This is a genomic window from Enterococcus sp. 12F9_DIV0723 (genome assembly GCF_002174375.1).
GTDB lineage: Bacteria > Bacillota > Bacilli > Lactobacillales > Enterococcaceae > Enterococcus_A > Enterococcus_A gilvus.
Genome location: NZ_NIBK01000001.1, coordinates 2,003,101 through 2,025,003, shown reverse-complemented (window position 1 = coordinate 2,025,003; position 21,903 = coordinate 2,003,101). Strand labels below are relative to the sequence as shown.

Sequence of the window (21,903 nt, the reverse complement as noted above, 5' to 3'; positions counted from 1 at the left end):
ATGAAGCAACCCTCGAACACAGTCCTTACGTGTTCGAGGGTTTTTTGTTAATCAATTTGAATGACCTTTACGCCCGCATTCCTAATTTCATTTACTATATTTTGCGAAGAAAATTTGTCCGTAATCAAGTAATCAAAAACTGAGATATCAGCGATTTTAAATTTTGAGGTCAATCCAATTTTTCGATGATCCGCAACTAAAATTTTACATTTGATGGTTTTATTGATCATCATTTCATTGATGGTAGATTCGTTTAGGATCTTTGTAGTTACGCCATTTTCTAAACTGACGCCGCTGCAGCCGATCACACAGACATCCGCATTCATCGAAGAAATGGTGTGCAGAGCAATATCTCCAACGAGTGCTTCTTTTGGAAAACGCATTTCCCCACCTGTCAATATGTAGTTGCAGTTGTCTTTATGGGGAGAGTAATTAACTTTTACATTATTTGTCACGACGGTTAAATGATTCGAATGGATAAAATCGAGTGTTTTTAGTGCAGTCGAGCTTGAGTTGATAAACAGAGTGTCGTAATCACTCACGTATTTACTAGCTTCTCTGGCGATCGCCTGCTTGATACGCTCTGGGCCAGACTGATCAAAGTCCGTTTTGTTCTCATAATTGTAAGAACAGTAACCATAGTTTCGAATAATCTCATTTTTTTCTTCCAATAAATTTAAATCTCTTCGAACTGTACTGATGGATACGTCTAAGGCTTTTGCCAATTCATCAGTCGTCATTTGTTCGGTCAATTGCAGTAGTTCCAAAATATTCTTTTGACGTTTATTGATATTGATGAGCGAGTTCTTCATTATTTGACCTCCTAAAGGAATGTTCCGTTGAATAAATGATTGTGTTTAGCGAAAAGTTCATTTAAAATTCTTTAACCGCTTACATTATACTAAGAAAATCATTAAAAATGGATAGAAAATCATATAAACTGTAGAAAGTCATATAAAAGGGTTTTCATAACGTCGAATACGCTTTAAGATTTAATTGTAAGTCATATCAAATTTATGTGAGGAGCAATTATAATGGGCAAAACAGTCAATGACGTAACGAAAGAAAGCTGGGTATTAGATACTTTTCCTGAGTGGGGTACCTATTTAAATGAAGAGATTGAAGCAGAAAAAGTGAAGGAAGGCACCTTCGCAATGTGGTGGTTAGGCTGTACAGGCATCTGGCTAAAGAGTCATGAAGGAACCAATATTCTATGTGATCTGTGGTGTGGTACTGGAAAAAGAAGTCACGGAAACGGCATGATGAAAAAGGGGCATCAGATGATGCGCATGAGCGGTGTTCAGAAGATGCAACCAAATTTACGGACACAGCCCTTTGTGATTGATCCATTTGAAGTGAAAAATGTGGACGCACTGGTAGTGACCCATATTCACTCGGATCACCTTGACATCAATACCGCTGCTGCGGTGCATCAAAATTGTCCAGAGGCTAAATTTGTAGGGCCTAAGGAAGTTGTCAATACGTGGCTAAAATGGGGAATTCCAAAAGAGAAAACGGTGATCGTTAAGCCAGGGGATGAAATCAAGATCAAAGATATCAACGTGGTTGCCTTAGAAGCTTTTGACCGGACCGCTTTGGTTACTTGTGAAGATCCAGAGGTCACTTTAAAAGGAAAGATGCCTCAAGACATGGATGAAATTGCGGTGAACTACTTGTTTGAAACCTCTGGAGGCAGTCTTTATCATGCAGGAGATTCTCACTATTCAAATATGTTCGCGAAGCATGGGAACGAGTATAAAATTGATGTTTGTTTGGGAGCCTACGGGGAAAATCCAAGAGGTATCACAGATAAGGTAACGTCGGTCGATATGCTGCGGATGGCGGAATCTTTAAATGCGAAGGTAGTTATTCCTGTTCACTATGACATCTGGGCGAACTTCATGGCCGATCCAAAGGAAATCACAGAAATTTGGAAATTTAAAAAGGATCGATTGAAGTACGCGTTTAAACCGTACATTTGGCAAGTAGGGGGAAAGTTTACGTATCCGACAAATAAAGATGATCTTGAATTTAATTTCTATCGCGGCTTTGAAGATGCCTTTTCCGTAGAAAATGACACCCCATTCCCATCATTATTATAAAAAGAAAGGAGACTCTCATGCTTAACTATTTTTATGACAACGGATTGATCAACTATTCCGACAAAGAGATCACGGATTGGCGAGAAGCGATTGCGGAAAGCTGCCAATTATTATTGGATAAAAAAATCATCGATCAAACGTACGTAGACGAAATCATTCGATGTGTCGAAGAACATGGGCCGTACATTGTTATTGTGCCAGAGGTCGCTATGCCGCATTCCTCAGAAGAAAGCGAAGGCGTCTTCGGAACAGCGATCTCATTTACGAAAATGAAGCATTCGGTGTCCTTTGAAAGTGCCGACGAAGAAAAATCTGCGGTCTTATTTTTCACTTTAGCAGCCAAAAATCCAGAAGAGCATATGGAAAACATTCAAAATTTGTCTGAATTATTGATGACGGAAGGGCTGATCGAACGGTTAGCAGAAACACAATCAATCGAGGAGTACAAAGCTGTGATGAAAGAGTTTAACGTATAGGAGGAAAAAGGAATGGGTGACTTTTTGTTAAGTATTTGGACATATTTTGCGACAAACATTTTGACACAGCCGGCGTACCTGATTGGATTTATTGTGTTGCTGGGGTACATTTTGTTAAAACGACCATTATATGAATGTGTCGCGGGTTTTCTGAAGGCGACCGTTGGGTACTTTATTTTGACGGTTGGTTCAGGCGGCTTAGTCAACAACTTCCGACCAATCTTAGTTGGATTAAAAGAACGGTTTAACTTGAATGCGATGGTAACCGATCCTTATTTCGGACAAAATGCGGTGGATGCCGGATTGATGGAAACCTTTGGTCGAACCTTTGGCGATGTCATGATTCTGCTCTTGATCGCCTTTGTCATGAATATTTTGCTGGTTCGTTTCCAAAAATACACGAAGCTGCGTTCTGTTTTTACGACAGGAAATGTGCAGATTCAACAGTCGGCGACAGCCTTTTGGATTCTCCTGTTTTGCTTTCCTGATTTAGGCAGAGTGCAGGTATTGATTTTCATGGGATTGATCCTAGGCTGTTATTGGGCAGTCGCTTCCAATTTAACTGTAGGAATTACGCAGGAGCTGACCGAGGGCGCTGGTTTTGCCGTGGCCCATCAGCAAATGTTTGGAATTTTCATCTTCGCAAAATTAGCGGAGTGGATGAAGAAACGCGATGAAAAGAAACACAAGTCTGAAAAAATGGACAAAAAACTTGAGGATATCGAACTGCCAGGGTTCTTATCGATATTCAATGAGAACATGGTGGCGACTTCGTTACTGATGCTGTTCTTCTTTGGAATCATTCTATTAGTATTAGGGCAGGATTACCTTGTACAGGCGAAGTTTATGGAGGAAGGACAAAGTTTCTTATTTTACATTATGACGACCTCGCTGAATTTCGCCGTGTATCTAGCGATTTTACAATTAGGCGTGCGGACCTTCGTGGACGAATTGACACAGTCTTTCCAAGGGATATCCAACACGATCTTACCTGGTGCGGTGCCAGGGATCGACGTGGCAGCGACCTTTGGGTTTGGTTCGCCAAACGCTGTAACGATCGGCTTCCTGTTTGGTGCTTTAGGACAATTCTTAATGATCGGGTTATTGATCTTATTAAAATCACCAACGATCGTCATTGCCGGATTTATTCCATTGTTCTTTGACAATGCGGTCATTGCCGTCTTTGCGAATAACCGCGGCGGATTTAAAGCGGCTTGTCTATTTCCCTTCTTATCAGGGATCATCCAAGTGGGTGGTTCGGCATTATTTGCCACATGGATCGGTATGTCAAAATACGGCGGCTACATTGGAATGTTCGACTGGGCAACTGCTTGGCCGGTGTTCGCCGTGATCATGAAGGTTCTCGGATATGTCGGAATCGCAGTGGTAGTAATTGGGCTCCTGATCATTCCGCAATTGCAATACCGCAAGAATCCGGATGGCTACTTCATGATTGTAGAGGATTACGAACAGTATGCAGAAAAATATCAAGAACAACAGTAATCAGTTAAGACAAATAAGGAGGAAATTATAATGAGAATATTAGTATCTTGCGCGAATGGCTCTGGAACAAGCTTGATGATGATGAGAAGTGTGGAAAAGGCGATGAAGGAATTAAGTGTCCCTATTACAAAAATCCACCATTGTGCGATCTCAGAAGGAAAAAGCTCTGCAACGCAATACGATGTGGTTTTTACACCTGTAAACTTTCTTAATATGTTCACTCAAGCGGAGAAAAAGGGCGTGACGGTTATCGGCATCAAAAATGTCATGTCAGCGAAGGAAATTGGTGAAAAATTTTCGGAATCAGCATTGTATCAAAAAACTAAGTAAAAGAGGAATTCAAGATGAGCAGACCGAACTTACAGATTGCATTGGATCATAACGATTTGGAACATGCGTTGGCAGACGTTTTTAATGTTGGCGCGATCGTTGATATTATTGAAGTGGGAACGATTTTGTGTTTACAGGAAGGGCAAAAAGCCATTCGCTGCATTCGCGGGATGTACCCTGAAAAGAAATTAGTCGCGGATACGAAATGTGCGGATGCTGGCGGAACCGTGGCGAAAAATGTCGCGGATGCAGGTGCAGATTTCATGACAGTGATTTGCTGCGCGACGATCCCGACAATGGAAGCCGCAAAAAAAGAAGTAGAAGAATTGCAAGTTGAATTGTATGGTGATTGGACCTATGAACAAGCAGCGGCGTGGCGTGAGATCGGCATCAAACAAGCGATCTACCATCAAAGTCGGGATGCCTTGCTCTTTGGTGAAACATGGGGAGAGAAGGATTTATCCAAAGTGAAAAAACTGATCGACATGGGATTTAACGTTTCCGTTACTGGCGGATTGGATGTGGATACCTTGAAGCTGTTTGAGGGGATCGATGTTTATACCTTTATTACAGGGCGTGGCATTACCGCAGCGAATGATCCAGTGCAGGCCGCTCAAGACTTCAAAGATGAGATCATTCGTATTTGGGGGCAATAATATGGCTCAAATCGGTATTTATGAGAAAGCTTTGCCTAAGGATCTTTCATGGAAAGAACGGTTTGCCTTGGTGAAGGACATGGGATTTGATTTTATTGAGCTGTCGATCGATGAGACTGACGAACGGCTAGCGCGTTTAAATTGGACTGAAAAGGAAATCCAAACGCTGAGAAATGAGATGTTCGAAGCGGATGTTCGAATCAACTCTATTTGTTTAAGCGCCCATCGCCGCTTTCCCTTTGGTTCCCATGATTTGGAAAAACAGCGAATGGCTCACGAGATCATGCAAAAAGCGATTCACCTGGCGCATCAGTTGAGTATCAAAGTGATCCAAGTTGCTGGTTATGATGTCTATTATGAAGAAAAGTCAATGAATTCGAGGGAAGATTTCATTGAAGGAATGAAGGAAAGTGTGAAGGAAGCTTCTAAATACGGCATTATTCTCTCCATCGAGATCATGGATGATCCTTTTATGAATTCTATTTCAAAATTTCTAGAAATCAAAAAGCAGATCCACTCGCCTTATCTGCAAGTCTATCCCGATCTGGGGAACCTGTCGGCTTGGCCGGAAAATGATCCAGCGTACGAGTTGGAAAAGGGGATCGACTGCATCACGTCGATCCATTTAAAGGATACGTACCCTGTAACGGAGGAATCCACTGGGCAATTTCGGGATGTTCCCTTTGGCAAAGGCTGTGTTGATTTTCTCGGATTGTTAAAAAATCTAAAACGATTGGATTATGACGGGACCTTTTTGATCGAAATGTGGAGTGAAAAAAGCCAAGATTTTCGAGCTGAGATCCAACAGGCAAAAACCTATCTATATTCAAAACTAAAGGAGGCAGGGTATGATGTCGCGTGAAGAAATAATCAACGCAATGAAGCAACGCGTTTTTGAAGCGAATGTGGAACTGCCTCAATACGGGCTAGTGAAGCTGACGTGGGGCAATGTCAGTGAAATCAATCGTGAGTTGGGCGTTATTGTTATCAAGCCCAGCGGTGTAAAGTACGAAAACATGCAGGCAGATCAAATGGTCGTGACAGATTTAACAGGAAAGGTGCTTGATGCCCAGAGCTTAAATCCGTCATCCGACTTGCCGACCCACGTCGTCTTGTATCAGGCTTTCGAGGAAGTGAAGGCGATCGTTCACACACATTCGACCCATTCGGTGATGTGGGCGCAAGCGGGACGTGACTTGCCTGCATATGGCACGACACATGCAGATGCTTTTTATGGAACCATCCCCTGTACACGCCAGTTAACGGAGACTGAAGTCAAAGAGGCTTATGAAATCAATACGGGACATGTGATCGTTGAAACCTTTAACGAGAGAAAGCTGAAGGCAAGCGAAGTGCCGGGTGTCTTGGTGTATGGGCATGGACCATTTACGTGGGGTGACTCGCCAATGAAAGCAGTCGAAAATAGCTTGATCTTAGATGAGATTTGCTTGATGGCAAAAGAAAATGAGAAGATCAATCCCGATATTTGTGAGATTCCTCAATATTTATTAGACAAACATTATTACCGTAAACACGGTGCCCACGCCTATTATGGACAAGGGTGATCCTTGAAAAAATGCACAAATTAGGATAATGAAAAAGAAAGTCAAAAGGTGAAATACTTTCCATTTGAAAAGTATTTCTTGATTTGACTTTCTTTTTGCATTGTTTTCTTGCTAAATACTTTCCAAATGAAACGTCATCTGTTTTTGAAAAGTTTTTTGAACAGGCGTTGCTCTCTCTTTTCGCTCAAGCGATAAAAGACATTAAAAACACTGATCGCTAAGACAAACACAACCGCGATGACCAGTCCCCATACAGAGAGATGTGGGAAAAATTGTTCTATCAGCGCATGAGTCGCTGCGATTCCTCCCAATAATCCTGCCAAGGAGACAAAAAACCAGGCGGTTGCTCGATCGAAAAAGAGCAGCATTTGCCTCATTTGCTGTTGACTGAGTGCGGCATGACGCATGATGGTCAGTGCACGTTTTTTTTCTAAGGATAGTTTCCAAAGCGGCAGCAGCCAATACCAGGGTGAGACTTTTTTATATTCTGAATTTTGTTCCGTAAGAATGTCGATAGTATTGGCTTGTTCCTTCATTTCAAGACATCCCTGAAAAAGTGGAAACGTAAAAAGCAGCCAGTTGCCAAAAAAAGAAAAGAATAGCATTAAATTGTCCATTTGAAGCACCTCCTAGCAGGGGCAACTATTATTCATAAAGAATGCTGTCCTTATAAATACCGTCACCCCAGATCTCGGCTTCCGAAAGAGTCGTTTCAATCAGCTCGATGGGTTGCTGGCTCACTAAAATCATGGCGCATCGATAATCAGCGAAGGGCTGGTACAAAGGCATTAAGATTGTTTGTCCGACCAATGCTTTATCAATATCGCTGACTTTGAATGCGACATGGGGTTCCTTTTGGATCAAGGGATCAAGAGTAGAGTTTGGTCCGAAAGCATGTAGCTCAATCGGCAAAGAGAGGTCATTCTTTTTATCCAATGAGTACATATCAAAGAGCGGACTGTATTTTACATCCGGGTGGTTCTTAAGTTGTTCTAGAGGGACAGGTTTTCCAATATGGTGAAAAGATAAGTGAGCATCGTTCATTGTCATTCCTCATTTCTTGAAAAATAGTGTACCAGAAGACGGAGAAATAGAAAAAGGATAACCAATCGCATCTCAGGAATCACCATTGACAAGCAGCCGCTTCTTTGCTATTTTTATAACAATCGATGAAACGCAGTGAGAAAGAAAGTAGAGTAATTACATTTGCCAAAGAGAGTTCCCGTCTGGTGAAAGGGAATGCAGATTGATTAGTTGAAAATGGCTTTTGAGCGGATTTCCCGAACGTTTAAGGGAATACGGATGCCCCCGTTAGCAAGGCACAGTCTCCAAAATATCCATTTTGGGTACTGATTGAGGTAAAGTCTGCGAGGATTTTACGTATAAAGGTGGTAACGCATGTTAAATGCCCTTAGCAATTTTTTGCTGAGGGTATTTTTTTGTGTCTGCACTCAAGCGATTGCGTGGATTCGAGGAACAATGTTTAAAAAATCAAGTTGGAAGGTGGAAAAGTTATGGCAGGTTTTTTAGTAGTTCAAACGGATTTTGGTTTGCAGGATGGTGCGGTGAACGCAATGTACGGGGTGGCGTATCAAGTGGAGGCCTCATTGACGATCAACAATTTAACCCATGAGATCGAGCCCTACAATATCCACGATGCAAGCTATCGGTTGTTACAGGCAGTGACCTACTGGCCGGCGGGAACGGTTTTTGTGTCAGTGGTTGATCCTGGTGTGGGCTCAACGCGACGCAGTGTGGTTGCAGAATTGCAGGGTGGACAATATGTGATTACCCCTGACAATGGCACATTGACCTATCTGGCACAATATGTGGGAATCAAAGAAGTCCGTCAAATTGATGAGGAAACGCAGCGTTTGCCGGGGTCATCAGAAAGCCACACGTTCCATGGGCGTGATGTCTATGTTTACAATGGCGCACGACTTGCCAGCGGAAAAGTACGCTTCACAGAATTGGGTTCGGTTATTCCAACGAATGAGCTCTTAACGTTCCCATTGATCGCACCGATGCAGAATGAAAATAAGATCGCTGGGACGATCGATATCACAGATATTCGTTTTGGTTCGCTATGGACGAACATTCCCGTGGACTTTTTCAAAAAATGGCATGTTGAATATGGACAAAGCCTGCTAGTAAAAATATACTATCAAGGTGTGGTACGTTATCAAGATGACGTCGTCTTCGGACGGTCCTTCGCACAAGTGGCGCCAAAAGAAGCGGTATTGTATATCAATTCATTATTAAATGTAGGGTTAGGGATCAATTTGGATTCATTTTCTACAGTGTACAAGATCGGAACGGGAAATGATTGGACGATCGAGTTCACGAAGATTTAGCAATCATAAATGCAGTATGTTTTAGTTTAATAGAAGAAAAAAATGAGAGTAACAAAAAGGAGTAGGACAAATGAATAATAAATTTACAGTAAAACACATTGTCGCGATTGGTATTGGTGCAGCAGTCTTCTTTATTTTGAAGCGTTTCGTGACGATTCCAACAGGTATTCCAAATACAGACATTGCAACAGCATACCCATTTTTGGCTTTGTTGGGTGTCGTATATGGTCCGGTCGTAGCTGGTCTGGCTGGCTTTATCGGACACGCATTGGGTGATTTGACCACTTACGGTGCTTGGTGGTCTTGGATCGTAGCCTCAGGAGTCCTTGGCGTTTTCTTCGGTCTGCTTGCGAAGCGTATCCCGATCGAACAAGGAATATTTGGCAAGAAGCAAGTCACGACATTTTTAATCGGAGAAACGATCGCTAATTTGATCACCTGGATCATCATTGCACCGATCGGAGATATTCTGATCTACGCGGAAGCACCGAGCAAGGTCTTTACTCAAGGCGTCGTAGCGGGAATCACGAACTCCGTAGTTACAGGGATCATCGGATTTATTTTATTGAAGGCTTACGCACAGACGAAAACGAAAAAAGGCAGTCTGAATAAAGAAGCCTAGAACGTGAGGGCATAGAATGATCGAGTTTCGTGAGTTTACATTTCAATATGATAGCCAAGCAGAGCCGACATTGAAAACTATCAATCTGACCATCGAACAAGGGGAAAAAGTGTTGATCATGGGGCCAAGCGGTTCTGGGAAATCAACGTTAGGAAAATGCTTGAATGGGATCATTCCGCAGAATGAGAAGGGGAGCTTCACTGGAAGTTTGACGATCAACGGTAAGACCTTCAGTGAGGCGTCGATCTATGACCTTTCGTTAGATGTGGGAACAGTATTGCAAGATACCGATAGTCAGTTTGTCGGTCTGACCGTCGCAGAAGACATCGCGTTTTCTTTGGAGAATGAGATGGTAGAACAAGTAGATATGCGAAAGGCCGTTAATTATTGGGCTGAAAAAACCGATCTGGCGACACAGTTGGAAAAACGACCGCAGGATCTTTCTGGTGGACAGAAGCAGCGCGTAACGATGGCGGGGGTTCTGATTGATGAAACGCCGATCCTGCTGTTTGATGAACCTTTAGCCAATCTCGATCCTCAGACTGGGTATGAGGCGATCCAAATGATCGATCAATTGTACCAATCGCAAAAGTTTACTACGATCATTATTGAGCATCGGCTAGAAGAAGTATTGGCCGCGCCCATTGATCGAGTGATTTTGATGGATGAGGGGACGATCATTGCGGATATGACACCGACCGATTTGTTGAAGAGCGATCTTCTGGCAGCCTATGGCATCCGCGAACCTTTGTATATCACAGCGTTAAAACGAGCGGGGATCTCGCTTGCGGATATTCCAGATTTAACACAAGTGGATCAATTGGTCTCACCGGAAATCTCCGCGGCTTTAGCACGATCACGGGGAACATTCAAGGAAGCTTCGCAAAAAGAGCAGCCGCTGCTGTCATTAAAGCAGGTTTCTTTTGGTTTCGGGCAGGAGCCGGTCATCAAAATGATCGATGTTACACTTTACGAGGGAGAGATGGTCAGCTTAGTCGGACACAACGGGGCTGGAAAATCCACATTGTCTAATTTGATCACAGGATTCTACCCATTGCAGACGGGGGAATTGCTTTGGAAGGGCGAGTCGATCGCGAAGGAGAGTATCAAAGAGCGGGCGGATAAAATCGGCTACGTTCTGCAAAACAGCAATCAAATGCTGTCTAAGAACATGATTTTTGAAGAAGTCGCTTTGGGGCTGGAAAATCGTGGGGTTGACCCCGAGCGTATCCAAGAAAAAGTCTTTGATACATTAAAGGTCTGCGGACTTTATGAATTTCGCAATTGGCCGGTCTCAGCCTTGAGCCACGGACAAAAACGACGTGTGGCAATCGCCGCAATTTTAGTGCTGGAGCCTGAATTGCTGATTCTCGATGAACCTACAGCGGGGCAAGATTATTACCATTACAATGAAATGATGCTGTTTTTGCGCAAATTAAATCAACGAGGGATCACTATTCTGATGATCACTCACGATATGCATTTGATGCTGGAGCACACTGAAAGAACCCTTGTTTTGAAAGAAGGGCAGATTCTCGCAGACGAAACACCTGCAAAGGTATTGTCTTCGGCGGATTTAGTGGCTTCTGCCAGTTTGCGCGAGACGAGCCTGTATCGTTTGGCTGAAAATAATCAGTTGCCGGATGCCACAGGGTTCGTGTCGGCATTTATCCAACATGAGGAGGGACCTTATGGCGGACAGTAATCTAATCGGCTATTTGCCGAAACATACACCGATCCACCAACTGAGCGGCTTTACGAAATTGCTGTGCTTCTTGATGATCTCAGTGGTAGGAATGATTTCCTATGACACGCGATTTTTAATTGTATTGGCGGTCTTTTCCGTCATTCTATTCAGAACAGCAAAAATCAGTTATCGAGAGATCTCATTCGTCGTGAAATTCATCGCGTTCTTCTCCATCTTGAATTTGTTGACCGTTTATCTGTTCGCGCCGGAATATGGGGTAACGATCTACGGAACGCGCCACGTGATTTTTGATGGCATTGGCAGGTACACGCTCACGCAAGAACAATTGTTTTATGAATTCAATTTGCTGATAAAATATTTTGTAACGATTCCGCCGGGTCTGATATTCATTTTGACCACAAACCCTAGTGAGTTGGCTTCCAGCATTCATCGGGTGGGCGGTTCTTACAAGATCGCATATGCTTTTTCCTTGGCGTTACGCTACATTCCAGACATCCAAGAAGATTTCCGAACGATCTCAAAAGCGCAACAGGCTCGAGGAAACGAACTTTCCAAGAAAGCGTCATTGATGAAACGTGTCCGAGGGAATTTGACGATCGCGATTCCATTGATTTTTTCAAGTCTGGAACGAATCGAGACGATTTCTTCTGCGATGGAGCTTCGACGCTTCGGAAAGAAAAAGGGACGAACCTGGCTATTGGCTAAGCCATTGAAGCGCAAGGACTACATCGCCTTGTTCCTCGTGCTTCTGCTCTGTTCAGCGGGTATTTTATTATTAGTAGTCAATGGAGGACGGTTTTATAATCCGTTTCGCTAAAAGAAGAAGTACTCGAAGCTTTATTGAAAGGCTACAAAAAGTACAAGCAGATAGTTTCCTATAAGCTGATTTCACTGATTATTGAGTAATTTTTTAGCACACAAAAAAAGCTCTTGGCCTGCAAGCCGAGAGCTTCTTTTGTTATCTATTGTTCATGATCTTAGTTGTTCAACAAAAGACCAACGGATTTATTCAGTGCGATTCGCAATTCCAGGGATAAATTTTAAACAGTAAAGCGCACATAGTCCGACCACGATGTAAATAATTTTAGCAAGGATCGCTGTGCTTCCACCAGATATTGCTGCAACTAAATCATATTCAAAAAGACCTACTAATAACCAATTAATGCCACCGACAATCAACAATATAAGCGCGATAATATCTAGATATTTCATCTGTAAACCCTCCCTTCTGATTGGTTCAACAGTACCACAGTTACTAGAAGCGCCATATTCATATGCTCATAATAGAAATTTTTTTATTTTATAAGACAAAAAACCGCAGAAAAGTTATGAGAGACTGCTGTTGTCCCTTAGCATAAAAGGTTTTTTTCTCATTCATAGCAAAAAAAGGGTGGAGGCGCTGCTGTTTTTTATGAGGTCACGAGAAAGAAAAAATCTTTTATTTAATAAAACGTACTTTTTTTAAGAAATGAAATGTTCGGCTGTCTTCGCGGGTATAATGGGGGTAAGAAAAGATACGAATGAAAGGGAGCGACGAAAATGCTGAATCCATTTATCAATGCTGGTTTGGAGGTTGCTTTAAAGGAGCTATTTCGCGGGAACCCTGAAACGGAGCAAGTCTATCCAGCAACCGCAACAGATGTCTCCAAAGAACGATTGATTGTGTATGTTTCTCCCCATCAGCTGCAATTTTTCTTCGTAGAACTAGAACAAGAGGTGCTGCAGGAAGTTGAAGAATAACGTATTAGAAAGAGCAACGAAGGCGTGTTTAAAGTAAAGAGACCTCATACAAGAGCCGAACGACCTAGCCGTTGTTTGGCTCTTGTTTCGTAAATAATCCAAAATAAAAAACGATCTGATCCCGAGTAGCAAAGGATCTGAATCGTTTTGAAATGGATCGAACTCTTTAATGGAGACGGCGGGAGTCGAACCCGCGTCCAAACACATCGACACCTAAAAATCTACGCTCATAGTCATACTATTTAAATTTCACTTTGCCCTCTGCCGCATGACAGGCCGCGGACATTGCTAGTCTGATAGGCTCTTTATCAACTTACAGACGGAAAGTTGATACGTATCCCACTTAGAATAGGACCCTTACTCGAGCACATGGGCGATACCGAGAGGATCTACGCTAACTGTTTTTAGGCAGCTAAAGCGTAAGAGTTATTGTTGTTTTTAGCAGTTATATTTAACTGTAACGTTTTTACGTAGACGTAACCTACGAAGCGCAATTCAGGCTCAAACTATGCCTGTCGAATCCGTAACGTCCCCTTTATGAATAATTTTACTGCAAGAGAAAGTATACCATCCCGTTATAAAAAATGCAAAGATGTAAATGATTCAAAAGGAATTTTTCAGATTCCTGTGAAAAAATTGAAGAAAAAACAAATTGTTAATGAAGATACGGGTAAGGTAATGGTTGAAAAAAATGAAATAGAGTATACTTATAATGAGAATCAGACGATATCAGGGGGTTAATGTATGAATATTTTAATGATCGAAGACAACGAGTCCGTTTCTGAGATGATGCAGATGTTTTTTTTGAACGAAGGTTGGGAAGCAGAATTTAAATACGACGGAAAAGAAGGGCTAGATACCTTTAAAGCGGACCCTGAAAAATGGGATATGATCACGCTTGATCTGAATTTACCAGGGATGGACGGCATGGAAGTCGGTCGTGAGATCCGTAAAGTTTCTAAAACAGTGCCGATCATCATGCTGACAGCAAGAGATTCTGAAAGTGATCAAGTCATTGGATTGGAAATGGGCGCGGACGACTATGTCACGAAGCCGTTCTCACCGCTGACATTGATTGCACGAATCAAGGCGTTGCACCGTCGCAGTGAATTGACGTCAGAGCCGCAAAAAGAGTCCGCGACATCAAGCGACAGCTTTGATATCCAGACGGATCATTTCAAAATGAATTTAAAAACTCGGGAAGCGTATTTAGATGATCAGCCGATTGAAGGGCTGACACCGAAAGAATTCGACTTACTGTATACGATGGCGAAAAAGCCGCGGCAAGTATTTACCCGTGAACAATTGCTTGAGCTGGTTTGGGATTATCAGTACTTTGGTGACGAGCGTACAGTGGATGCGCATATCAAGAAATTGCGTCAAAAAATTGAGAAGGTCGGTGCACAAGTCATCCAAACTGTTTGGGGCGTAGGCTACAAATTTGATGACACCGAGGTTGGTCGATGAAATACCTTTACCAACAATTGCTGGCTTTTGGCGGGTTGATCCTATTGATTTTGCTGACGCTGGGGCTGTCGTTTACGCAGTTCACTCGCAAGACGCTGGAGGACAATAACTACAAGGAATTGCTGGGCTATGCGGAATCGATGGAGAAGAATAACAATTCTTTGAGTCGAGACATTCGTTTTGAAGGCATGTCCAGCAATGAAATCTTCCAATTTGCGATCGGCGTGACTGAATCAAGTCTTAATCAACAGGATGTTTCCTTTGTTTTTATCGATAAGGATCGGAACGTGCAATACCCTGAGAAATCGGGGAAAGTCAATCAGCATCTGGTAAGTGACGAACAATGGAAGGCATTGAAGGTCGGGCAGCAGCAGAAAGAGACGAGTTCAAAAAATGTCATGGGGCAGAATCAAACAACGTCCTATGCCATGGTGCCGTTTTTTACAAACGGTGAATTTTTCGGTGTTCTACTGGTGAGTCAGCCGGCGATGAATGTCGAGTCGAGTGTCAACTCGATCGTGACCGATTTGTTCAAGGCGTTTATCATCGCCTCGATCATTGCCATCATAGTTAGTTATTTCTTTGCCACGCAGCAGGTGAAGCGGATCAATCGGATGCGCTCGGCAACAAAAGAAGTGGCATCAGGAAACTTTGACGTGATCGTTCCGAACCGAAATCGCGATGAGTTTGATGACTTGGCGGATGATTTCAATCAAATGACGGTCTCTTTAAAGGCGTCACAGGAGGAAATCGAACGTCAGGAAGAACGTCGGAAGCAATTCATGGCGGATGCGTCTCATGAGATGCGCACCCCGTTGACGACGATCAATGGGTTATTGGAAGGATTGCAATACAATGCGATTCCTGAGAACCAGAAAGAGAAGGCCATCAAACTGATGCAAAACGAAACGTCTCGACTGATCCGATTGGTCAATGAAAATCTGGACTATGAAAAAATACGCACCAACCAGATCAGTGTTGTGTTGCAGAAATTCAACGCGACGGAGGCCGTCTCTACACTGGTTTCTCAATTGCATGGGAAAGCGGAGGCTTCGGGAGATGAATTGATCTTACAGGCGGATACGCCGATCGATGTGTATGCAGATTATGATCGGTTTGTTCAGGTGCTGGTAAATCTGATCCAAAATGCGATCCAGTTTACCACGAATGGAACGATCACTGTGGCCATCAAGAAGCTGGAAAAGGCGACAGAGATCAGTATTGCAGATACCGGGATCGGAATGACGGAGGACCAGGTGAAAAATATTTGGGATCGTTATTACAAAGCCGATCCGTCACGGAAAAATACAAAATACGGGGAATCGGGGTTAGGATTATCCATCGTACAAGAGCTTGTTCGCCTCCACAATGGAACGATCGAAGTGGTGAGTGCTTTGGACAAGGGGACGACGTTTACGGTGGTCTTTCCAGATAAACCTGAGGACACGGATCAAAATGAAGAGAAAAAAGAATCGTCACCCGCTTAATGGGAGACGATTCTTTTTTTGTTTGTAGGGATGTTTCTCTACAGAATAGCTAAGATGATAAAGTTCATGATGAATAAAATATCTACGACCCAAAGAATAGGCGAAATTTCTTTTGTTTTTCCTTTGATCACTTTAACGATGGTGTAGAAAATGAAGCCGGCAGCGATCCCGTAAGAGATGCTGTAGCATAAACCCATAAAGACACTGGCAAAGAAAGCAGGAACCGCTTCTTCTAAGTCTAACCAGTTGATATCAGCGAAAGAAGCCAGCATCATGACACCGACCAAGATCAATGCAGGAGCAGTTGCTTGCGCCGGAACTACGGCGATCAGTGGTGAGAACAAGCTGCTTAGGGCAAAGAGAAGTGCAACGACGATCGACGTCAGACCCGTCCGTCCGCCAGCACCGATCCCGGCAGCCGATTCAACATACGTTGTCGTGTTTGATGTTCCAAAAATCGCACCGATAGATGTTGCGATCGCATCTGCGAATAAGGCTTTGTCCATTTTTGTTTTAAAGCCGCGAGAGTCATTTTCAAGTGCGTTTTCGTCTTCTTTTGAGAAGATTCCTGTCCGACGGCCCGTACCGATGAAGGTCCCGATCGTATCGAAAGTATCAGAAAGACTGAAGGCCAAGATCGTCATTAACACTTGCGGTAATTTTGCAGAATTTGAAAACAGAGAACCCATACCTTCAGAACCAAAAGCGGCACCAAAGGTCGTCCCTAATTCTTGGATCGAGCTGCCTAATGAATTGGCGTGCCAATCAATTGCGCCTAATTGAACCACACCCATAGGAATTCCTAATAAGGTCGTGACCACGATCCCAATCAAGATCGCGCCACGAACGTTTTTTACGACTAAAATAGTTGTCAGCACCAAGCCGATCACGGCTAACAAGATCGGTGCATTGTTGAAGTTTGCTAACGCAGGAACGATTCCGCTGTTGATAGCAACATTGGTCGCTTTGCCGCCTTCAACAACACTGCTGGTAATAGCAGAAGAATCAGCACTAAAGGAAAGAAGTCCCGCATTTTTAATCCCCACATAAGCGACAAAGATCCCGATCCCACCGCCGATTGCGTGCTGCATACTTTCTGGAATCGCATGGATGATCAGTTTACGAATCTTTGTAACAGTGATCAAAATATTAATGATCCCGCAGATAAACACCATTGCTAACGCTTGTTGCCACGAATAACCTAGTCCGAAAACGACGGTATAGGTGAAGAACGCATTCAATCCCATACCGGGTGCTTGTGCGTAAGGAACATTGGCAAATAGTCCCATGACTAACGTGCCGATGACCGAAGCGATGATCGTTGCCAAAAATACTGCTTGGAAAGGCATCCCTGAAGCAGACAAGATGGTCGGATTCACGAATAAAATATAACTCATGGCAAAGAATGTAGTGATTCCTGCCATTACTTCAGTGGAAATGTTGGTACCGTGCTCTTTCAATTTAAAGAATTTCTCCATTATAATTAAACGCTCCTTAAGAATAAGTTCATTATATCGGCAAAAACCGAATACTTTTTTAGTATAATGAAGGAACGATCGACTTTCAATCATAACTTTTAGTAAAGAACAAATTTAAAGGCGAATGTTCGTGTTTAACGGACATTCGCCTTTTTGAAGGAAGTATTTATCAGATAGAAGGAGAGGATCAATACGCAAAGAGAGAGAAAGATATAAGAAACAGCTTTGAAAAGCGAGACGAAGAATAAATCCAGCAATGTCGTAGAAGACAATTCAAACGAAAGAGAGGAACGGATCGAATAGGCAATGCCGCTCGTCCCATTGCTTAACACAAAGTTGGGCAATTCTTTCATCTGGTTTAACGCCTGATGGTAGAACGATTGCAGAATCATTTGGTAAAGTGGTTCAAAAAGAGTAAACAGCAAAACGAGACAAATCGTAGCGATCATCAAACCGATGAAGAATTCCAAGCCAATCGCATAGAATATCTTCTTTTTCGGAAGGGGCTCTTTTTTTTGTTGGTGTACTCTGTAGCCAAAGAAGGCCAGCAAGAGTACAAAAAGAATAAGCCCACTGATCAGCAGGCGGTCAGAAAAATACCGCTGCAATTGATCAATTTCTTTTGTTGTAAATAATTGAATTTGATTGGAGGAATCTAATTGATACAAGACCAATTTCAACATACTGAAGCTCGTCAGCACAAAGAGAGCGACCAGACAGATCACCCAAGAAAGTGAAAATTGCAGACGATGCCGTTTAATTGTTGAAAGTGTCGTTGAAATAAGTTCCATAGAATGCCACCTCTTAAGAATAAGTATAAAATCCTAATTTGAAAGAAGTATGAATTCTATCGGAAGAAATACGTGCAGATAAAAGAACCCCCTTCACATCTAGGTGAAGGGGGTCCGAATTCAACTTATTGTTGTGGAGTTTGTTCTTGGTATTGCTTGTATGTCTCGGTTTTGTAAAGATCCTGTGTGGATTTCTTTCCGTGCTGATCAAAGATGCTGGTTGATTTGTCACCTAGTTTATTTTCGATTTTTTCCATCTTATTCAATCCGTCTTTGTAATCAAATTGAGAGGCATCGATTGGTTTCAAACCACTAGCTGAATAGAAGCGGAGCAGGTCGCCATTGTTGATATTGTCTGACGTATGCAATTGCTTGGAGACAGCTTCTTTCCAACCGTCAGCTTGTCTTTGAAGGATCTCGCTAGGTTCAGAGATCGGCATGCCGTTTTTATTGTCATACAAGTTTCCGCTGTAGTACGTGTAGTTCGGTGTCACATAATCCCCATCACGGAAGGCAACGATTTGGCTGTTGTCTTTAGACAACAAATCTTGTCCTAGCTGGATGTATTTGCTCGTGTCTGTTCCTAACAGATGAAGCAACGTTGGCAAGGCATCGACTTCACCACCATAGGTATGGTTGATGCCGCCTTTTTCTTGACCAGGAATGTGAACCATATAAGGCACACGCTGCATTTGTGCGTTGTCAAAGTTTGACCACGTTTCTTTAGACTTGCCTAGTAACGGTGCCAGATCAGGATTTCTTGAATTCGAGATCCCGTAGTGGTCGCCGTACATAACAATGATCGAATTATCATACAAACCAGAAGCTTTTAGATAATTGAAGAATTCTTCGACAGCTTTATCTAAATAGTTCGCTGTGGCAAAGTAGCCGTTGATTGTTTCATCGCTCGTGTTTGCCATAGGGAATCCAGCTTCGTCATTCTTGAATTCACTGTATGGATAGTGGTTCGATACGGCGATAAATTTTGAGTAAAATGGCTGTTGCAGACGTTCCAAGTACTTCACAGATTGTTGGAAGAAGGGTTTGTCATGCAAGCCATATTGGAATGAATTTTCGTCATTCACATCATAGTAAGAAGAATCAAAGAAATAGTCGTAGCCGAGATTTTTATACGTTTCTGAACGGTTCCAGAAGCTTCCTGAGTTCCCATGGAATGCCGCACTCGTATAGCCTTCTGTCTGCTTCAAGATATCTGGAGCTGCTTGGAAGGTGTTTTTACCGCCTAATTGCGAGAACAGCGAGCCTTGGTTCAGCCCAAACAATGAATTTTCCATCAAGGTCTCAGCATCGGAGGTTTTTCCGGCTTTTACTTGGTGGAAGAAATTGTCAAAGGCAAACGTGCTGTTGCTATGGAAAATACTGTTCAAGAACGGTGTGACTTCATGTTCTTGTCCGTTTTCATCCTTCAATTTGTAGTCGATCACAAATTGCTGCAGGCTTTCTAAGTGGATCGTGATCACGTTGCGTCCTTTAGCAAGTCCAAAATACTCGCTATTCGGTGCCGCATGATGTTCTTTCACATAATTCTCAACTTCTTTTAAGTCATTCGGACTTGCTTCGGCGCGGACTTGGTTGGTCTTATACGTTTGGATACCGTCATAAACAGTGAAGGCATTAACACCAAGATATTTGATCAAATAGTCGCGAGAGAAGGTACGAGTCAGTAATTCTGGACGATCTGCTTCGGCTAAGAAAAGATTTCCTGAGAAGATCATGATCGAAAGAGCCGTCATTGCGAAGGCCATTCGTGCACGAACAGGACGTTCTTCTTCTTTGATCTTTTTACGCCACAATAGAATCGGTAAAATCACGATATCGATCAGGTATAAAAGATCAAACGGACGAAAGAGTCGAACCGCGCTTTCACCTAGACCGCTGGCAACTTTCCCAGCGCCTAAAAAGGTGTTGACGGTGATGAAGTCGGTAAATTCACGATAATATACGACGTTAGCAAACAACAAAATACTTGCCAGTGCGTAAATGATCATCATCGTTAAATAGGATGCTTTCGAACGTCGAACATATAAAGCGATCGACAGTAGAAACATTGTCGATGCGATCGGATTAATAAAAAGGATGAAATACTGTGTCAGACTTTCGATCCCTAAATTGAATTCAAATAAGTATGCAAAAATACTTTTCGCCCATAATAAGAATGTCAGTAACGCATAAAAGCCGAGACGTTTATTCAAAAATGCAGGAGCTTTTAGTTTTTTCAATAGTAACTTCCTTTCTGCCGCAAAAAAAGCGGAATGTTCACTTGTTAACAGTTTACTCGCTTCCATCAACCCAGTCAATTCATATTAAAAAGAGAGCAATGATGCTTAAAGAAAACTTTATAAGCGAAAAATACAAATTTTTTTTGCTATACTAGATAAGAAAGCAGGGATGAGAGTGAAAATTGAAGTAACAAACTATGGAATCAAACGAATTCGACAAGGCAATCCATTAATCAAAGAGGAAGATTTAGCAAAGAAACCAAAGGAGCTTCCTTTAGAGTGGGTCGAGTTTGTTGATCATAAGCAAGCCTACGTTGCTACCGGATACTTGGGAAAACAAAACAAAGGGATTGGCTGGGTCCTTGACCAAACGAGACGGCCCATCGATCGCTCTTTTATAAAGGAAGTCTTTCTTCAAGCCATTCAAATGCGGCAAGCTTTTTTTTCAGATGAAGGAACGAACGCATTTCGTTTATTTAATGGCGAAGGGGACGGCTTTGGCGGTGTCACCGTGGATTACTATGCGGACTATTTGGTGATCTCTTGGTACAACGAAACCATCTATCATTTTCAAAAGCTGATCGTTGACAGCTTGCTGGAGGCGTATCCTCATGCAAAGGGCGTCGTTGAAAAAATCCGCTTCAAGAGCGAATTGAAGGAGAGTCGCTGGCTGGCGGGAGAAAAACCGGAGGAACCGTTATTAGTAGTGGAAAATGGCGTTTCATATGCCGTATACTTAGATGAAGGCTATATGACTGGAATCTTCTTGGATCAAAAAGACGTGCGCGGGCGTTTGACGGAGGGTCTAGCAGCAGGACAAAGGGTCTTGAATATGTTCAGCTATACGGGGGCCTTTTCTGTAGCGGCAGCGTATGGCGGCGCGCTTGAAACGACCAGTGTTGACTTGGCGCAGCGGAGTTTGCCAAAAACGCAGGAACAATTCGAAGTAAACGGACTGCCGTTAGAACAACAGAAAATTAGAGTAATGGACACTTTTGATTATTTCCGCTATGCATTAAGAAACAACTTACGTTATAATTTGATTATCTTGGATCCGCCAAGCTTTGCTCGGAATAAGAAAAAAACATTTTCTGTTGCGAAGGATTACGGACGGTTGATCGAAGACAGCGTGGACATTCTCTCAGATGAAGGAATGATCATCGCTTCCACCAATGCGGCGAATTTACCGATCAAAAAGTTTAAGCAGTCGATCGAAACGGCTCTGAAGAACAAAAAGGTCGCGTATCAATTAGTAGAAACGCACCGGCTGCCGGCTGATTTTCCTAGCGGCAACTTCGAAGAGAGCGATTATTTAAAGGTATTGTTTTATCAAATAAGCAAGGCGTAGCGAACGCGCCCGATGGTTGTTCGTGAAGCTGAGATC

23 protein-coding genes, 1 other RNA gene and 1 other annotated feature are annotated in these 21,903 nt (G+C 42.7%); of the genes, 16 read left to right on the top strand and 8 right to left on the bottom strand.

The genetic code is table 11. The features are described from left to right. Positions 1 to 47: 47 nt before the first annotated feature. Positions 48 to 812 carry a DeoR/GlpR family DNA-binding transcription regulator gene (locus tag A5868_RS09555; RefSeq protein WP_010780512.1) on the bottom strand — a complete coding sequence of 255 codons (765 nt, stop codon included), beginning with the start codon at positions 810 to 812 and terminating at the stop codon, positions 48 to 50. A gap of 222 nt (positions 813 to 1,034) precedes the next feature. Here A5868_RS09555 and ulaG point away from each other — a divergent pair, with 222 nt between their 5' ends. Genes ulaG through araD form a run of 7 tightly spaced genes read left to right on the top strand, consistent with a single transcriptional unit; the run spans position 1,035 to position 6,632 of the window. Further along, positions 1,035 to 2,102, top strand: a complete 1,068-nt coding sequence (gene ulaG / locus A5868_RS09550) for an L-ascorbate 6-phosphate lactonase (protein WP_086303646.1) — start codon at positions 1,035 to 1,037, stop codon at positions 2,100 to 2,102. Positions 2,103 to 2,119: 17 nt separating this feature from the next. Continuing rightward, positions 2,120 to 2,578 carry a PTS sugar transporter subunit IIA gene (locus tag A5868_RS09545; RefSeq protein ID WP_010780514.1) on the top strand — a complete coding sequence of 153 codons (459 nt, stop codon included), beginning with the start codon at positions 2,120 to 2,122 and terminating at the stop codon, positions 2,576 to 2,578. Positions 2,579 to 2,590: 12 nt separating this feature from the next. Beyond that, positions 2,591 to 4,081 carry a PTS ascorbate transporter subunit IIC gene (locus A5868_RS09540; protein ID WP_010780515.1) on the top strand — a complete coding sequence of 497 codons (1,491 nt, stop codon included), beginning with the start codon at positions 2,591 to 2,593 and terminating at the stop codon, positions 4,079 to 4,081. A gap of 30 nt (positions 4,082 to 4,111) precedes the next feature. Continuing rightward, positions 4,112 to 4,411 carry a PTS sugar transporter subunit IIB gene (locus A5868_RS09535; RefSeq protein WP_010780516.1) on the top strand — a complete coding sequence of 100 codons (300 nt, stop codon included), beginning with the start codon at positions 4,112 to 4,114 and terminating at the stop codon, positions 4,409 to 4,411. Between the two features lie 14 nt (positions 4,412 to 4,425). Beyond that, positions 4,426 to 5,067, top strand: coding sequence for a 3-keto-L-gulonate-6-phosphate decarboxylase UlaD (locus tag A5868_RS09530; protein WP_086303647.1), 642 nt, complete (start codon positions 4,426 to 4,428; stop codon positions 5,065 to 5,067). Between the two features lies 1 nt (position 5,068). Beyond that, entirely contained in the window at positions 5,069 to 5,929 is an 861-nt protein-coding gene (locus A5868_RS09525) for an L-ribulose-5-phosphate 3-epimerase (RefSeq protein WP_086303648.1), read from the top strand. Next, positions 5,919 to 6,632 (top strand): L-ribulose-5-phosphate 4-epimerase AraD, encoded by a 714-nt coding sequence (araD, locus tag A5868_RS09520; RefSeq protein ID WP_086304419.1) that lies wholly within the window; start codon positions 5,919 to 5,921, stop codon positions 6,630 to 6,632. The genes A5868_RS09525 and araD overlap by 11 nt, the downstream gene beginning before the upstream one ends. 134 nt (positions 6,633 to 6,766) lie before the next feature. Here araD and A5868_RS09515 read toward each other — a convergent pair whose 3' ends face one another. Both A5868_RS09515 and A5868_RS09510 read right to left on the bottom strand, forming a co-directional pair. Then, positions 6,767 to 7,249 (bottom strand): hypothetical protein, encoded by a 483-nt coding sequence (locus A5868_RS09515; protein ID WP_086303649.1) that lies wholly within the window; start codon positions 7,247 to 7,249, stop codon positions 6,767 to 6,769. 28 nt (positions 7,250 to 7,277) lie between these two features. Beyond that, complete coding sequence (locus A5868_RS09510; RefSeq protein ID WP_086303650.1) at positions 7,278 to 7,676, bottom strand: hypothetical protein; 399 nt, start codon at positions 7,674 to 7,676, stop codon at positions 7,278 to 7,280. A 126-nt stretch (positions 7,677 to 7,802) separates the two neighbouring features. Continuing rightward, positions 7,803 to 8,048, top strand: a binding site (T-box leader). Positions 8,049 to 8,146: 98 nt separating this feature from the next. Between A5868_RS09510 and A5868_RS09505 the strand changes: the two genes are divergently transcribed. From A5868_RS09505 to A5868_RS09490, 4 genes are all read left to right on the top strand, one after another. Continuing rightward, positions 8,147 to 8,986 (top strand): SAM hydrolase/SAM-dependent halogenase family protein, encoded by an 840-nt coding sequence (locus A5868_RS09505; protein ID WP_086303651.1) that lies wholly within the window; start codon positions 8,147 to 8,149, stop codon positions 8,984 to 8,986. A 70-nt stretch (positions 8,987 to 9,056) separates the two neighbouring features. After that, positions 9,057 to 9,608, top strand: a complete 552-nt coding sequence (locus A5868_RS09500; protein ID WP_010780523.1) for an ECF-type riboflavin transporter substrate-binding protein — start codon at positions 9,057 to 9,059, stop codon at positions 9,606 to 9,608. Positions 9,609 to 9,624: 16 nt separating this feature from the next. After that, positions 9,625 to 11,313, top strand: coding sequence for an ABC transporter ATP-binding protein (locus A5868_RS09495; RefSeq protein WP_086303652.1), 1,689 nt, complete (start codon positions 9,625 to 9,627; stop codon positions 11,311 to 11,313). Next, entirely contained in the window at positions 11,300 to 12,133 is an 834-nt protein-coding gene (locus A5868_RS09490; RefSeq protein ID WP_086303653.1) for an energy-coupling factor transporter transmembrane component T family protein, read from the top strand. The genes A5868_RS09495 and A5868_RS09490 overlap by 14 nt, the downstream gene beginning before the upstream one ends. 188 nt (positions 12,134 to 12,321) lie before the next feature. Here A5868_RS09490 and A5868_RS09485 read toward each other — a convergent pair whose 3' ends face one another. Continuing rightward, a complete protein-coding gene (locus A5868_RS09485; protein WP_010780526.1) occupies positions 12,322 to 12,528 on the bottom strand; it encodes a DUF378 domain-containing protein in 207 nt (68 codons plus the stop codon). A gap of 327 nt (positions 12,529 to 12,855) precedes the next feature. On the opposite strand from A5868_RS09485, the gene A5868_RS09480 reads away from it, so the two are divergent. Beyond that, a complete protein-coding gene (locus A5868_RS09480) occupies positions 12,856 to 13,056 on the top strand; it encodes a hypothetical protein (protein WP_086303654.1) in 201 nt (66 codons plus the stop codon). A 167-nt stretch (positions 13,057 to 13,223) separates the two neighbouring features. Here the strand turns inward: A5868_RS09480 and ssrA are convergent. Next, positions 13,224 to 13,590, bottom strand: a transfer-messenger RNA (tmRNA) gene (ssrA, locus tag A5868_RS09475). A gap of 3 nt (positions 13,591 to 13,593) precedes the next feature. On the opposite strand from ssrA, the gene A5868_RS19010 reads away from it, so the two are divergent. The 3 genes from A5868_RS19010 to A5868_RS09460 are packed head-to-tail and all read left to right on the top strand — an operon-like array spanning position 13,594 to position 16,010. Next, a complete protein-coding gene (locus A5868_RS19010; protein ID WP_086303655.1) occupies positions 13,594 to 13,797 on the top strand; it encodes a hypothetical protein in 204 nt (67 codons plus the stop codon). A gap of 3 nt (positions 13,798 to 13,800) precedes the next feature. After that, on the top strand, positions 13,801 to 14,523 hold the full coding sequence (locus tag A5868_RS09465) for a response regulator transcription factor (RefSeq protein WP_010780528.1): 723 nt from the start codon (positions 13,801 to 13,803) through the stop codon (positions 14,521 to 14,523). Continuing rightward, the gene (locus A5868_RS09460; RefSeq protein WP_086303656.1) at positions 14,520 to 16,010 is read left to right on the top strand and encodes a sensor histidine kinase; all 1,491 of its coding nucleotides are present in this window, start codon (positions 14,520 to 14,522) and stop codon (positions 16,008 to 16,010) included. Before A5868_RS09465 ends, A5868_RS09460 begins: the two co-directional genes overlap by 4 nt. A gap of 38 nt (positions 16,011 to 16,048) precedes the next feature. Here A5868_RS09460 and A5868_RS09455 read toward each other — a convergent pair whose 3' ends face one another. The 3 genes from A5868_RS09455 to A5868_RS09445 form a co-directional block, all read right to left on the bottom strand. Beyond that, a complete protein-coding gene (locus A5868_RS09455; protein ID WP_086303657.1) occupies positions 16,049 to 17,488 on the bottom strand; it encodes an NCS2 family permease in 1,440 nt (479 codons plus the stop codon). Between the two features lie 134 nt (positions 17,489 to 17,622). Continuing rightward, entirely contained in the window at positions 17,623 to 18,279 is a 657-nt protein-coding gene (locus A5868_RS09450) for a hypothetical protein (protein ID WP_086303658.1), read from the bottom strand. A gap of 125 nt (positions 18,280 to 18,404) precedes the next feature. Next, the gene (locus A5868_RS09445; protein WP_086303659.1) at positions 18,405 to 20,519 is read right to left on the bottom strand and encodes an LTA synthase family protein; all 2,115 of its coding nucleotides are present in this window, start codon (positions 20,517 to 20,519) and stop codon (positions 18,405 to 18,407) included. A gap of 175 nt (positions 20,520 to 20,694) precedes the next feature. On the opposite strand from A5868_RS09445, the gene A5868_RS09440 reads away from it, so the two are divergent. Further along, the gene (locus A5868_RS09440) at positions 20,695 to 21,867 is read left to right on the top strand and encodes a class I SAM-dependent rRNA methyltransferase (protein WP_390888196.1); all 1,173 of its coding nucleotides are present in this window, start codon (positions 20,695 to 20,697) and stop codon (positions 21,865 to 21,867) included. Positions 21,868 to 21,903: the final 36 nt, after the last annotated feature.

What these genes read in the sequence shown, in the direction of transcription:
- A5868_RS09515 (WP_086303649.1), bottom strand. Translation starts at nt 7,249, where the DNA reads ATGGACAATTTAATGCTATTCTTTTCTTTTTTTGGCAACTGGCTGCTT.
- A5868_RS09490 (WP_086303653.1), top strand. Translation starts at nt 11,300, where the DNA reads ATGGCGGACAGTAATCTAATCGGCTATTTGCCGAAACATACACCGATC.
- A5868_RS09555 (WP_010780512.1), bottom strand. Translation starts at nt 812, where the DNA reads ATGAAGAACTCGCTCATCAATATCAATAAACGTCAAAAGAATATTTTG.
- A5868_RS09460 (WP_086303656.1), top strand. Translation starts at nt 14,520, where the DNA reads ATGAAATACCTTTACCAACAATTGCTGGCTTTTGGCGGGTTGATCCTA.
- A5868_RS09495 (WP_086303652.1), top strand. Translation starts at nt 9,625, where the DNA reads ATGATCGAGTTTCGTGAGTTTACATTTCAATATGATAGCCAAGCAGAG.
- ulaG (WP_086303646.1), top strand. Translation starts at nt 1,035, where the DNA reads ATGGGCAAAACAGTCAATGACGTAACGAAAGAAAGCTGGGTATTAGAT.
- A5868_RS09455 (WP_086303657.1), bottom strand. Translation starts at nt 17,488, where the DNA reads ATGGAGAAATTCTTTAAATTGAAAGAGCACGGTACCAACATTTCCACT.
- A5868_RS09540 (WP_010780515.1), top strand. Translation starts at nt 2,591, where the DNA reads ATGGGTGACTTTTTGTTAAGTATTTGGACATATTTTGCGACAAACATT.
- A5868_RS09510 (WP_086303650.1), bottom strand. Translation starts at nt 7,676, where the DNA reads ATGAACGATGCTCACTTATCTTTTCACCATATTGGAAAACCTGTCCCT.
- A5868_RS09485 (WP_010780526.1), bottom strand. Translation starts at nt 12,528, where the DNA reads ATGAAATATCTAGATATTATCGCGCTTATATTGTTGATTGTCGGTGGC.
- A5868_RS09480 (WP_086303654.1), top strand. Translation starts at nt 12,856, where the DNA reads ATGCTGAATCCATTTATCAATGCTGGTTTGGAGGTTGCTTTAAAGGAG.
- araD (WP_086304419.1), top strand. Translation starts at nt 5,919, where the DNA reads ATGTCGCGTGAAGAAATAATCAACGCAATGAAGCAACGCGTTTTTGAA.
- A5868_RS09545 (WP_010780514.1), top strand. Translation starts at nt 2,120, where the DNA reads ATGCTTAACTATTTTTATGACAACGGATTGATCAACTATTCCGACAAA.
- A5868_RS09525 (WP_086303648.1), top strand. Translation starts at nt 5,069, where the DNA reads ATGGCTCAAATCGGTATTTATGAGAAAGCTTTGCCTAAGGATCTTTCA.
- A5868_RS09530 (WP_086303647.1), top strand. Translation starts at nt 4,426, where the DNA reads ATGAGCAGACCGAACTTACAGATTGCATTGGATCATAACGATTTGGAA.
- A5868_RS09450 (WP_086303658.1), bottom strand. Translation starts at nt 18,279, where the DNA reads ATGGAACTTATTTCAACGACACTTTCAACAATTAAACGGCATCGTCTG.
- A5868_RS09505 (WP_086303651.1), top strand. Translation starts at nt 8,147, where the DNA reads ATGGCAGGTTTTTTAGTAGTTCAAACGGATTTTGGTTTGCAGGATGGT.
- A5868_RS09465 (WP_010780528.1), top strand. Translation starts at nt 13,801, where the DNA reads ATGAATATTTTAATGATCGAAGACAACGAGTCCGTTTCTGAGATGATG.
- A5868_RS09500 (WP_010780523.1), top strand. Translation starts at nt 9,057, where the DNA reads ATGAATAATAAATTTACAGTAAAACACATTGTCGCGATTGGTATTGGT.
- A5868_RS19010 (WP_086303655.1), top strand. Translation starts at nt 13,594, where the DNA reads ATGAATAATTTTACTGCAAGAGAAAGTATACCATCCCGTTATAAAAAA.
- A5868_RS09535 (WP_010780516.1), top strand. Translation starts at nt 4,112, where the DNA reads ATGAGAATATTAGTATCTTGCGCGAATGGCTCTGGAACAAGCTTGATG.